The organism is Sulfitobacter rhodophyticola (assembly GCF_041281685.2).
Classification (GTDB): domain Bacteria; phylum Pseudomonadota; class Alphaproteobacteria; order Rhodobacterales; family Rhodobacteraceae; genus Sulfitobacter.
This window is the reverse complement of sequence record NZ_CP166251.2, coordinates 3,316,704-3,329,533: the sequence shown is the minus strand read 5'-3', so window position 1 is coordinate 3,329,533 and position 12,830 is coordinate 3,316,704. Positions and strand designations below refer to the sequence as shown.

Annotated in this window: 10 protein-coding genes; 4 read left to right on the top strand and 6 right to left on the bottom strand. The window is 59.8% G+C overall.

Annotated elements, in window-relative coordinates:
* The first annotated feature begins 297 nt into the window (after nt 1–297).
* Complete coding sequence (locus AB4X18_RS17390) at nt 298–1,671, top strand: M20/M25/M40 family metallo-hydrolase (protein ID WP_370401271.1); 1,374 nt, start codon at nt 298–300, stop codon at nt 1,669–1,671.
* A 652-nt stretch (nt 1,672–2,323) separates the two neighbouring features.
* Here AB4X18_RS17390 and AB4X18_RS17385 read toward each other — a convergent pair.
* The 6 genes from AB4X18_RS17385 to AB4X18_RS17360 all read right to left on the bottom strand — a co-directional run bounded on the left by AB4X18_RS17385 (nt 2,324) and on the right by AB4X18_RS17360 (nt 8,587).
* Complete coding sequence (locus tag AB4X18_RS17385; protein ID WP_370401270.1) at nt 2,324–3,181, bottom strand: fumarylacetoacetate hydrolase family protein; 858 nt, start codon at nt 3,179–3,181, stop codon at nt 2,324–2,326.
* A gap of 23 nt (nt 3,182–3,204) precedes the next feature.
* Complete coding sequence (locus AB4X18_RS17380) at nt 3,205–4,716, bottom strand: sugar ABC transporter ATP-binding protein (RefSeq protein WP_432816836.1); 1,512 nt, start codon at nt 4,714–4,716, stop codon at nt 3,205–3,207.
* Nucleotides 4,713–5,714, bottom strand: a complete 1,002-nt coding sequence (locus tag AB4X18_RS17375; RefSeq protein ID WP_370401268.1) for an ABC transporter permease — start codon at nt 5,712–5,714, stop codon at nt 4,713–4,715. The genes AB4X18_RS17380 and AB4X18_RS17375 overlap by 4 nt, the downstream gene beginning before the upstream one ends.
* 15 nt (nt 5,715–5,729) lie before the next feature.
* On the bottom strand, nt 5,730–6,704 hold the full coding sequence (locus tag AB4X18_RS17370; RefSeq protein WP_370401267.1) for an ABC transporter permease: 975 nt from the start codon (nt 6,702–6,704) through the stop codon (nt 5,730–5,732).
* 58 nt (nt 6,705–6,762) lie between these two features.
* Nucleotides 6,763–7,551 (bottom strand): SDR family NAD(P)-dependent oxidoreductase, encoded by a 789-nt coding sequence (locus AB4X18_RS17365; RefSeq protein ID WP_370401266.1) that lies wholly within the window; start codon nt 7,549–7,551, stop codon nt 6,763–6,765.
* 73 nt (nt 7,552–7,624) lie between these two features.
* Complete coding sequence (locus AB4X18_RS17360; RefSeq protein WP_370401265.1) at nt 7,625–8,587, bottom strand: sugar ABC transporter substrate-binding protein; 963 nt, start codon at nt 8,585–8,587, stop codon at nt 7,625–7,627.
* 309 nt (nt 8,588–8,896) lie between these two features.
* On the opposite strand from AB4X18_RS17360, the gene AB4X18_RS17355 reads away from it, so the two are divergent.
* The 3 genes from AB4X18_RS17355 (at nt 8,897) to AB4X18_RS17345 (ending at nt 12,827) form a co-directional block, all read left to right on the top strand.
* On the top strand, nt 8,897–10,642 hold the full coding sequence (locus AB4X18_RS17355) for an extracellular solute-binding protein (protein WP_370402656.1): 1,746 nt from the start codon (nt 8,897–8,899) through the stop codon (nt 10,640–10,642).
* Nucleotides 10,643–10,654: 12 nt separating this feature from the next.
* Entirely contained in the window at nt 10,655–11,464 is an 810-nt protein-coding gene (locus AB4X18_RS17350) for an SDR family NAD(P)-dependent oxidoreductase (protein WP_432816835.1), read from the top strand.
* Between the two features lie 64 nt (nt 11,465–11,528).
* Entirely contained in the window at nt 11,529–12,827 is a 1,299-nt protein-coding gene (locus AB4X18_RS17345) for a M24 family metallopeptidase (protein WP_370401264.1), read from the top strand.
* Nucleotides 12,828–12,830 lie beyond the last annotated feature (3 nt).

Genomic DNA, 12,830 nt, shown 5'->3' with positions numbered 1-12,830 from the left:
CATCTTGTCAGGGCATCGTCGCCGAAAAGTCCAACGTGCCCTTCGTCTTACCGTTATCTGGCAATATATGACTAAATCCGGGCCTTCAACGATATAAACAGGTGCGTCTTGTCGCAGCCTTGATCCATATCAAGTAGCAAACCGGGGTTTAAAATTTTTGTCACCACTGCCGTTCGGTCAGCTTCGGGTGGCCGCATTCTAGCACATTTGCACCCCAAGGCCCTCCTTCCACCGATCCGATTGCAACCGGCCGGGTTTTGCCCCTAACTGCGCGCAATGCATTCGAAAGGTCCTGCCATGTCTCTTGACGATATCCTTGCCCGCATCGACACCGACCTGCCCGAGGCCACCGAACGGCTGTTGGAATTGCTGCGCATCCCGTCGATCTCCACCGATCCGGCGTTCAAAGCCGATTGCGACCGCGCCGCCGATTGGCTGGTTGCCGATCTGAGCGCCCTTGGGGTCGAGGTCAGCAAGCGGCCCACACCGGGACATCCTATGGTGGTGGGACATCTGGGCGACAACGGGCCGCATCTGCTGTTTTATGGCCACTACGACGTGCAACCGGTGGACCCGCTGGATCTGTGGGACCGCGATCCGTTTGATCCGCAGGTGGAGGATACCGCGAAGGGCAAGGTGATCCGGGGGCGCGGATCATCCGATGACAAAGGTCAGCTGATGACCTTCATCGAAGCCCTGCGCGCCTGGAAAGCCGTCAAAGGCGACTGGCCCTGCCGGATCACGTTCTTTCTGGAAGGAGAGGAGGAATCAGGTTCCCCTTCCCTTGTCCCGTTCATGAAGGAGAACGCGGAGGAATTGAAAACCGACATCGCGCTGATTTGTGACACAGGGTTGTTCGAAAGCCGGACCCCTGCCATCGTGACCATGCTGCGCGGTCTGCTGGGCGAGGAGTTGACCGTGACCGCCCCGTCGCTGGATCTGCATTCGGGCATGTATGGCGGCATCGCGATGAACCCCATTCGCGCGCTGAGCAAAGTCATCGCCAGCCTGCATGATGAGACCGGCCGCATCACCATTCCCGGTTTCTATGACGGCGTGCCGGAACTGTCCGACGCACTGGAGGCACAGTGGCAGGGGCTGGCCTTTGACCATCAGAAATTCCTTGACGATGTGGGCCTGTCCATCCCCGCAGGTGAACAGGACCGCACCCCGCTTGAGATGATCTGGTCACGGCCCACCTGCGAGGTGAACGGCATCTGGGGCGGCTATACCGGCGACGGGTTCAAGACCGTGCTGCCCTCCAAGGCCCATGCCAAGATCAGCTTTCGCCTTGTGGGCACGCAGGACCCGTTGGCGATCCGGGAGAACTTTCGCGAGATGGTCAGTGCCGCCCTGCCCGACGATTGCGAGGTTGAATTTGCGCCCCACGGTGCCAGCCCCGCCTCCGGCGCGGATACCTCTGGTGCGATGTTCGAAGCCGCGCGTCAGGCGCTGTCAGACGAATGGCAGATCCCGGCGGCCTATATCGGCTGCGGCGGGTCGATTCCGATTGCGGGGTATTTCCAGAACATTCTGGGGACCGAGCCAATGCTGGTGGGCTTTGGCAAGGACGACGACGCGATCCATTCCCCGAATGAGAAATACGACATGGAAAGCTTTCACAAAGGCATCCGGTCCTGGGCGCGGATATTGGATGCGCTCACAAAGTAGGCCACGGGTTACCCATGGGTAACCTTAGGTTGTATTTTAGGAAAGTTTTAGGTGCTTTTTAGAGGTATGTGCCGGGCGGTACGGTTTTTTGGCTTGAGAGCGATGAAGCGGATGTCTGGTTTGAGCCGATTTTGTTGAAAAACTCCGTTTTCACCCCGGGCAGATGAAATTCTTGCCCTCAGAAGAGCGGTAAGGGCAATTGGCAAGGGGTTCGGCCAAATGCCATTTCGGTGGTTCTTGCGGCTCTCCTTGCCTCGTGTGCGGGAACGGAATCGACTTTCCCCAAGTAACGCACTTTGGCGAAAAAATGGGTGCGGAATATTTCCGAGTTTTTGAACACAATCAGCCCAAACTGTCCTTTGCGAGGGCGCTACCAAATGACCGGTTCGATCCTTCAGCTGCAGATAAGCGCAGGGAGCAGCTGAATCCGCCTCCGAGCCATCTTTTCGGTTTTTGATTCCGCTCTGGTTCTGGGAGTATACGCAAGCGGGAGTTGACGATCACCCGTCCGACAAATGTCTTGAAACGAGTTAGTTTGCACACGTGCAATCAATCCATGCTCGCATTACGCGGCATGGGTTCCGTCGACAGATGCGCAGCGCATACGTCGACCACCGTGTCAGTTCGTGCTTCTTGTGGCCTGAGACGATGCTCACGCAGGAGCAAGGACCGCACTGCGTTGTTCACCCAAGCCCGCAATTCCAAGCGCCACGACCTCGCCGCCTTTCAGGTACCTCGGTGGTTTCAGGCCCATGCCAACGCCCGGCGGCGTCCCGGTTGAGATTACGTCCCCTGACTGCAGGCTCATGAACTGGCTGCAATAGGAGATCAGGTGCGGCACCTTGAAGATGAGCGTCGCCGTGCTGCCCGACTGGTGCCGCTCGCCATCGACCTCAAGCCACATGTCAAGCGCGTCCACATCGCCAACTTCGTCGGAAGTCACCAGCCAAGGCCCGGTGGGCCCAAAGGTGTCACATCCCTTACCCTTGTCCCAGGTGCCTGAGCGATGCAGTTGAAAGTCACGCTCGGAGACGTCGTTGATCACGCAAAAGCCCGCGACGTGGTCCATTGCGTCCGCCTCATCGATATAGGCGCCGGGTTTGCCGATCACGACTCCCAGCTCGACCTCCCAGTCCGTCTTGACGCTGCCGCGCGGGATCTGGATGGGATCGTTTGGGCCGATGACGGCAGAGGTCCATTTGTTGAAGATGATCGGCTCTTGGGGGATTGGCATGTTGGCCTCTTCGGCGTGATCGGCGTAGTTCAGACCGATGCAGATGTACTTGCCGATGTTGCCGACGCAGGGCCCGAGCCGCAGGTCGTCCTGCGGCGTGCCCTCGACCAGTGGCAGGGCTTCGATGTCCAGGGCGCGCAGGGTATCGAGGCCAGCGGGATGCAGTGCCGAACCCGCGATGTCGGGCACCACGCCCGACAGGTCCCGCACGTGGCCCGCGCTGTCCAAAATGCCCGGTTTTTCGGCACCGGGGGCACCGTATCGCAAAAGTTTCATGGAGTCCTCAATCAGTTATAAAGTCATGCAGCTTGGTCGCCGCCAAGGCCGGAAATGGCCTGGATCAGGCTGTCTTCGGTCACTTCTTCGGAGGTGAAGGTGCGCATGATGCGCCCCGAATACATGGCCACAATCCGGTCGGCAACGTGCAGCACCTCGGGCATTTCCGAACTGATCACCATCACCGCGTACCCTTGGGCTGCCAATTCGCGCAGCAGCTTGTGGATCTCCGATTTGCTGCCCACGTCAATGCCGCGCGTGGGTTCGTCAACGATCAGCACGGAAGGGTGCATCGACAGCCATTTGCCGATGACGATCTTTTGCTGGTTGCCGCCAGACAGGTTGCCGACCCGCTGTTTCCAGCCCGGCGTGCGGATGTCGAGCCGATCGCGGTACTGATCGAAGATAGCGATCTCAGCCCCTTCGGCGACGAACGGCCCGGCCTTGAGGTCCTCGACCTGCGGCAGGGTCATGTTGTCCCGACAGTTCATGCCAAGGACAAGACCCTGGCCCTTGCGGTCTTCGGGAACCAGCGAGATGCCGCGCGCAATGGCGTCGGCGGGGGAATGAATGCGCACCTCATTGCCGTCCAAATGGATACTGCCCGCAGATGGGTCGCGCAGACCAAAGAGTGTCTCCGCAATCTCTGTCCGGCCAGCCCCCACCAGCCCGTAGAATCCGACCACCTCGCCGCGCCGCACCTCGAAACTGATATCCTTATAAAGCTTGCCGCAACTGAGCCCGCGCACCTCAAGCGCCACGTCACCCAATTCGTGGTGCGACGCGTTGCGGCTGAGGTCAAGCTTGCGCCCGATCATCATTTGCGTGACGGATTCCTCGTCCGTCTCGGCAGTGTTGACCGTGCCCTGATACTGACCGTCCCGCAGGATCGAGATGCGGTCGGTGATCTTGAAGATCTCTTCCATACGATGCGAGATATAGATGATCCCCACCCCTTCGGCTTGCAGGTCAGAGATCACGTCGAAGAGCACAACCTTTTCCGCGTCCGTCAGCGACGCCGTCGGCTCGTCGAATATCACAGCCTTGGCGTCTACGGTCAGCGCACGCGCGATCTCGACCATCTGCTGGTTCGCGATGGACAGATCGCCGACCCGCGTGGTCGCATCAAAGCCCACGTTCAGCTTTTTCAGGATCACGTTGGTTCGTTCGGTCAGCTTGGCCCAATCGACGCGGCCAAAGCGTTTGCGCGGCAGTTCGCCCAGATAGATGTTTTCGGCGACGCTCAGCTCTTCGGCGAGGCTCAGTTCCTGGTGGATGAAGACGATGCCCTTGGCCTTGGCCTCAAGCGGGCCCGCCATCGTGACTTTATCGTCGCCCACATAGATGGCACCGCCGTCGGGCTGATGAATGCCGCCCAGCACCTTCATCAGGGTGGATTTTCCGGCCCCGTTTTCGCCCATCAGCGCGTGCACCTCACCGGGCATGACCGAGAATGAGACGCCATCAAGCGCGCGCACGCCGGGAAAGGTTTTGACGATATCGTCCAGATGCAGGACAGGTTTTGAATGGCTCATACCTTCAACTCCTCTTTGCCTTTGACGTTCAGTTGGCGGTCAAGGAACAGTACCGCGATCAGGATAAGACCGATAACCAGATTGACCGTAGAGGTGTCCGCGCCGATGTGGCCCAGCCCCTTGCGCAGAAGCTGAATGGCGATGACGCCGCCGAAGGTGCCGATTACGTTGCCCGCACCGCCAGTGATCTTGGTGCCGCCCAGCACGACGGCGGTGATCACCCAAAGCTCGTAAAGCTGGCCGTCATTGGGGTTCACCGACCCGGATTCCGAATAGAAGACCACCGCCGACAGGGCCGCCAAAAAACCGATGATCGCAAAGTTGATCATCATATGGGGGCCGACGCGGATGCCTGCGTTTACCGCCGCCTCGCGATTGTCGCCGATGGCATAGGCATTGCGGCCATGCACCGTGCGGCTCATCAAAAACCAAATCGCGAGGGTCACGATCAGCAGGAACCAGGATGCTGTGGCGAGGCCAAGGAACTCGGCTTCGGCAAAATCAACCAACGTCCAGTTCAGGTGGCTGGTTGGGTTTTCGCCGTTGAACATGAACACGATGCCACGAAAGCCGAGCATCGAACCCAGCGTGACGATGAACGCATCCACGCCAGTTTTCCAAACGATCAGACCGTTCAAAGCGCCCAGAAGCGTGCCCACGACCAAGGCCAGCAGCCAGGCGAAGGGGATCACCCAGTCGCCCAGGCCTGCAAAGATGGGCCAGGTCATGCTGTCCAGCAGCACGATGGCCGCGATGGCAAAGGTGGCCCCGACGGAAAGGTCGATATTGCCGTTGATCATCACGATGGTCATGCCCATTGCGATGATCCCGATGGGTGCCGACTGCTTGAGCAGCAGCAGCATGTTTTCCCAGTCCATGAACGCCTTGTCAGACAGCGACATGTATTCGCCCGCGATGCTGAAAAACAGCAGCTCAAGCACGATAAAGCCCCAGATCGCGCCACTTTTCAGCGCATTGGACAGTGTTCCCGGTTTCATGATTGAACCCCTCCCTTACGCGATCTGCGACCAAAGCTTGCCGCGCTTGGCTGCGATATCCAGCCAGACCGCAAGGATGATGATGACCCAGGTCACGACGAACTGGACATAGAATTGCAGGCCCATCAGCAGCAGGCCGTTCTGAATGAACCCAAGGATGAGCACGCCGATGACGGTCTTGAACACGGTGCCGGAGCCGCCCAGCAGGGACGCACCGCCAAGGATGACCGCGGCGAGCACTTCAAGCTCCAACCCCTGACCCACTGTGTTTTGCGACCCCAAAGACCGGCTGGCCTGTATGAGGCCAGCCGTGGCCACGCACCCCGCCGAGATGAGGTAGCAAAAGAAAACCGTTCGGGCCCGGCGGATACCCGAGAAAGTGGCGGCCGTGCCATTACCGCCCACCGCATAGACTTTGCGGCCAAAGGGCGTGCGGCCCAGAACGAGGCCCAATAGCGCTGCGAGGGCCACGAAGATCAGGATAGGAACCGGAATGCCAAGCGCAGCCCCTTGGCCGAACACGCTGAACCAGGTGCCTTCCTTATCCGCGATGTCCATGTTCTGACCGCCGGAATAGGTCAGCGTCAGACCGTGGATCGCCGACAGCATTCCCAGCGTCACGATCAGGGAATTGAGCCTGAGATACCCCACGAGAAACCCGATAAACGCCCCCAGGCACAACGTCATGGCAAACATTGCAGGGATCGCCAGCAAGGGCCCGAGTTGGTCATGCAGATCCAGCACCACGATGGTGGAAAACGACATCATCGACCCCACCGACAAATCAAGGTTGCCGCTGATCACCACAAAGGTGACACCAAGGGCCATGACCCCCAGAATGGCAGACGAGCGTATGACGCTGAGCACATTGTCAGCGCTCAGAAATTTCGGGTTCGCGATGGTGAAGGCGATCAGAAAGACGGCAAAGGCAATCAGGATGCCCTGCTTTGCCAGAAACGTTCCGACCTGTTGTTTGTCTATTTTGGCCATGATCCCCTCCCTCAGGTCGCTGGCGCGATATCTTTGGTCCCCGGACACGATGCGCCGCTTAGACCAGTGTCATGCCTCCGTCGATCATGACGATTTGCCCAGTCATGTAGTCGCTGTCGGCAGACGCCAGATACGTCGTCGTGCCTGTGATGTCGGCGGGTTTGGCCACGCGGCCCTTCAGAATCTCGGACGAAAACTCCTCCATCGCCTGGCCGGGGCGCTCGGCGGCGCCAATGGCCATCAGATCCTGATCGACCTGTTCCCACATCTCTGTCGCCACGACCCCGGGCGCAAAGCCTGTCACGGTGATACCATGCTTGGCCAGATCCCGCGCCCCCGATTGGGTCAGCGACACGACGGCCCATTTCGAGGCACAGTAAGGGGCCACGTTATCAAATCCCTGGCGGCTGGCGATGGACGCGGTGTTCACGATTTTACCCCCGCCGCCTTGGGCGATCATCTGGCGGGCGGCTTCCTGCATGCCGATCATACAGCCCAAGCCATTGACGCCCATAATGAAGTTCCAGTTATCCTCGGTCACGTCCATGAAGTTCATCGGCTTGTTGACCCCGGCGTTGTTGAACTTCACATCCAGCCTGCCAAAGCTGTCAACGGTGTGATCGATCATGGCACGCACCCGGGCGCGGCTGGTCACGTCGACCTGGGCGGATGTGACGCTGTCTGCGAAGCGGCTGCGGTTGGCCTCGGCCACCTCGGCCACCTTGTCGCCGTTGATGTCCGCAAAGCAGACCTTGGCCCCTTCGTCCAGCAACGCCTCGCCGATGGCGCGGCCGATGCCTTGTGCGGCCCCCGTCACGATACAGACGCGGCCAGAAAGACGTGCCATAGCGCGTCCCCTTGTGTTCGTTCGTTGGGTGGCGAAAGGCGCGGGACGAAAGATCGCCCCGCGCGTGCGGACTTTAGAAGACCGGCTTGGTGTAGTCGCCCATGTTGTCTTGGGTGATCTTCGGTGTGTCGAAGTAGTTGAGGAACGGCACCTCTTCACCATTCAGCACATCAATGGCCGTTTTCAGAGCAGCTTCGGCGTCATCCACCGGCGACTGATAGATCGAGCCCCAGTATTCACCGGCAGCCATCGCCTCGTACCCGACGGCGAAGTTGGTCGCACCGACAAAGATGATGCCATCACGGCCCGCCGCCTTGGCAGCGTTCAGGGCACCAACGCCCATGTTGTCATCACCGGCATAGACACCGTCGATGTCATCATATTTTACCAGGAAGGCTTCCATGACCTGCTGCGATTTCTCGCGGTTCCAGTCGCCGGGCTGCGTGTCCACCACGGTCACGTCGGGGCAGACCTCTGGCAAGCGGTCTTCAAAACCCTTGGCGCGCTCGATGGCGGTGGTGTAACCGGGCTGGCCGGTGATGTGCACCACTTGTGCTTCGGTCTCGATGCCCATGTCCTTGAACTTGTCGCACATGATCTCGGCTGACCTGGCACCTTGCGTGATGTTGTCTGGACCCGAGAAGGAAGCCACGAAGTCAAAACCGGGCTCGGCAATGTTCGAGTTCGTCACGATGACCGGAATGTCGGCCTGGAACGCTTTGCGCACGGCGGGGATCACAGCCTCGCCGTTGGTGGGCCAAATGATGATGGCGTCGACTTCCTGTTGGATCAGGTCTTCCATCTGCGCGATCTGGCGGGCCACGTCACCGCCTGCATCAAGAACGACGGCTTCAACACTGTCATTGGCTTCGGCGGCGGCGATAAACGCTTTTTCATAGGTGGTTTGATAGCTGTCGACACCTACGTTGTTCTGCGTGATGCCGATCTTCATTGGGCTGTGCGCGTCGGCCAGGGCCACGCCTGTCATCATCGCGGTTGCAGCGGTTGTGGCTGCGAGTGCAGTGCGAAGTTTCATGTTTTGGTCTCCTCCCAGATGTTGATCCAGTATTGGTGATGTATCCCGCACGTCCCTGTCGGACGCTGTATGGTGTCACTCACGAATAAGCGACTGGCTGACACCATGCCGACTCGCCGCACCTCAAAACCCGCAAATTATATCCGTTTTGGACAAATTCTTATCCGTTTTGGACATTTTCGCGGTATGTGAGCCCTATCAGTTTGAACAATTTGGGAGGAGGGCGTCGTGACCAAGCAAAGTTCCACCAATCTGGATAATTCTGCAACGCAGCACCGCCGTCAACAAGACAAAGGCATCGCTGGACCGATGAACGCTATGCGAGGATATAGTCAATCAAACCCGGCTGCGCCGCACGCGCAAGGCGAAATGCTTGATATGGTGGCCTTTCTTGAAGACGTCAGTGACGAAACAGAAGGCGCCATAGACCTTGTCGCCTCCAATCCACATCTGCGCATGGCGCTGCACCTGCTCAAAGGTCATTTCGAAGCGAAAGTAATCACGCCGACGTCGCTGATCGGGGCAAGTCGCGTGCCCTATGCCACCGCAAACCGCCGCCTGAAGGAAATGATAGAGGCGGGGCTGATCGAACAGCGGCCGCGCACCAAGACCAACAAAAGCTATTCCATGCACCCCAGCGAAAAGCTGATGGCGCAGTGGGTGCAGCTGTCTGGCCGCGTCAGGCGTCTGGCCGAAAGCCGCTTGGGCCTGAAGGATGCACCGGACGACACCCAAGACTATTATTTCGGCGGCAGCTATACGGCTGCCCAGTCAATCCCGCCGCTGCCTGTATGCACCGAGCCACTGAAAATACCTGGCGGCCTGCGGGTGCTGGTGCACGGTGATCCGACATTTATGGTCATGGAGAACCTCAAGCGCCAGTTCGAGCAGGTCATCGGGACCGAGATCAATCAGCGGGCTTTTTCCATCGACCGGCTGCGCGAAGAAGCGTTGCGTAACGCCGAACGTACTGCCAGCCGCTACGACATTCTGGCCGTGGACCTGCCGTGGATCGGCGAATTTGCCGAACGCGGCGTGCTGATGCCATTGGAACAGGCGATGGATATCGCCCGCCTTGATCCGGCGGACTTTCACACGGCGGGTTGGAAGGCGACCCATTGGGGTGGTCGCGCCTACGGCGTGCCTGCCCAGACCACACCCGAGCTGCTGTTTTACCGCCGCGACATCTTTGCCCGGGCTGGGCTGCAGCCACCCGCGACCACTGACGCGCTGTTACAGACAGCCCGCACGCTGCACGACCCGCAGCGGGGGGTCGCAGGCATCGCCTGGAACGCGGCACGCGGCACGGCGCTTGGGCATACGGTGCTGATGACCATGGCCGATTTCGGCCAGCCAGTGCTGGACCTGCCCGAAAAAGCGGGCGGATTTGACACCGATGCCCTTGCGCAGCACAGCTACCGCCCGACCATCGATACCGACGCCGGGCTACGCGCCGCTGAATTCCTGCTGGAGCTGCTGGATTATTCGCCCTCCGACATCCTGTCGATGTCCTGGTACGAGCGGGTCCGGCCCTACGCCGAAGGCAAAGTGGCGATGGCCTATGGCTATACCCTGCTGGCCCCATACTTTGAGCTTGATGACACCTCGCCCGCGCACGGGCAGACCGGCTATCTACCGCACCCGGTGGGCCCCGGCGCAAGCCCTGTGGCCCCGATTGGCGGCTATGCCATGGGCATCCCTGCCAACCTGACGGAAGACCGCATCGCCGCTGCCGTCGAGGCCCTGACCGTGTTCACCTCGCCCGGGGCGCAAAAGCTGTATGTGCAAAACGGCAGCCGGACCAATCCGCGCTATTCTGTTGCCGCTGATCCGGACGTGCGCCGCGCCTCGCCCATTTTCGAGGCGGTGGACGGGATGTCCTGGCGGGATGAACTGCAGTTCTGGCCGCGTCCACCGGTGCCGCAGATCGCCGATATCATCCAGATCTGTGGCGAGGAATTTCACGACATGCTGCGCGGCATCATATCGCCGCGCGACGCTTTGCAAAACGCCCAGGGACGGGCGGATGCACTGTTCGAAACGACACTGACCTGAGGAGGAGACACCATGGACCCTAATCGCCTGACAGGGAAAAACATTCTGATCACCGGAGCCGCGCGCGGCATGGGTGCCGCCAACGCAGAGGCGTTTGCCGCCCAAGGTGCCAACGTGTGCCTTGGCGATCTGGATCTGGACGAGGCTCAGAAGATGGCCGACCGGATCAATGACGCTGGCAACGGCAAGGCCATCGCCGCACGCATGGACGTGACCAAGCGCGAGGACAACGCAGGTGCCGTCGCCGCGACTGTCGATGCCTTCGGTTCCATCAACGTGGGTCTCTTCAATGCGGGCCTGAACAAACCCCGGTTCTTCATGGATATCGACGAAGACAATTGGGACATGATCATGAACGTCAACACCAAGGCGATGTGGCTCGGCATGCAGGAAACCGCCCGCCAGATGATCGCCCAAGGCCCGATGGAAGATCACCCCTATAAGCTGATCAATGTGGGCTCTATCGCGTCGCGCAAGCCGCTGGTCGACGTGACCGTCTACTGTACATCCAAATACGGCTGCCTTGCCCTTACGGAATGCGGCGCGCTCGGGCTGGCCGAGCACAACATTACTGTCAACGGCTACGCGCCGGGCGTCGTCGTCACGCCGCTATGGGAACAGCTGGACAAGGATCTTGTCGAGATCGGTTTCAAGGAACGCGAGGGCCAGGCCTACGACGACATTGTCGAGAATAATCTCGTCATCAAGCGCGTCTCCTATCCCAAGGACATCACCGGGACGGCCTCATTTCTCGCGTCCGACGACAGCGATTACATGACCGGCCAGATGGTCTCGATCGATGGTGGCTGGGCCACGACGTAGGCCCGCGCTCGACCATTTTCACAACACAATCGGGTGCGTCTGATTGCATCCAAAAGGAGACACCATGTCACGCGCTTTAATGCCGAATATGCTTACACCGACGGACCTTGAACCCAATTGGGAGTGGCGCGAGCGCCTGCCCGCCTGGGGCCACACATCCGTTGATTTCGAACGCCGGGTCGATCACGACCGCCTGCGCCGCTACCGTTTGGCGCGCACCCGGCAGTCCTTGCAGAACTCCAAGGCCGGTTCGCTGCTTTTGTTCGACGTGAACAACATCCGTTATGTCACCGCCACCAAGATCGGCGAGTGGGAACGCGACAAGATGTGCCGCTTCTGCCTGCTCACAGGCGATGACAGCCCCTATGTCTGGGATTTCGGATCAGCCGCTGTCCACCACAAGCGCCATTCGGACTGGTTGGAGCCTGATCACTGTCTGGCCGGTGTGGTCGGTATGCGCGGGACTATCCCGCCAGACTTCGGTCTGATGCAGAAATACGCCAAGATGATCGCGCAGCTGATCAAGGACGCAGGCATGGCCGACATGCCCGTCGGTGTGGATTACGCCGAAACGGCCATGTTCCACGCCCTGCAAGAGGAAGGCATCAACGTGGTCGACGGCCAGCAGATCATGCTGGCGGCGCGCGAGATCAAGAACTGGGACGAGATCCAGCTTCTGACCCAGGCCGCCTCAATGGTCGATGGCGTCTACCACATGATCTATGAAGAGCTGAAACCAGGCGTGCGCGAGAACGACATCGTCGCCCTGTCCAACAAGATGCTCTACGAGATGGGGTCCGACGACGTTGAGGCCATCAATGCCATTTCCGGTGAGCGGTGCAACCCGCATCCGCACAACTTCACCGATAGGTTGATCCGCCCCGGCGATCAGGCTTTTTTTGATATCCTGCAATCCTATCAGGGCTATCGCACCTGCTATTACCGGACCTTCAATGTGGGCCGCGCGACCCCGTCGCAGAACGACGCGTATGTGAAAGCGCGCGAGTGGATCGACGCCTCCATCGCGATGATCAAACCGGGGGTCACCACGGATAAAGTGGCCGAGGTTTGGCCGACGGCCGAGAGCCTGGGCTTCCCGAACGAGGACGCGGCATTCGGCTTGCAATTCGGTCATGGTCTGGGCCTTGCCCTGCACGAACGGCCCATCATCAGCCGCGCGATCAGCCTGGATCACCCGATGGAGATCAAGACCGGCATGGTCTTCGCGCTGGAAACCTACTGCCCCGCAACCGACGGCTATTCCGCCGCGCGGATCGAAGAAGAGGTGGTTGTGACCGAAACCGGCTGCGAGGTCATCAGCCTCTTCCCCGCCGAAGAGTTGCCAATCGCGAACCGGTACTGACCG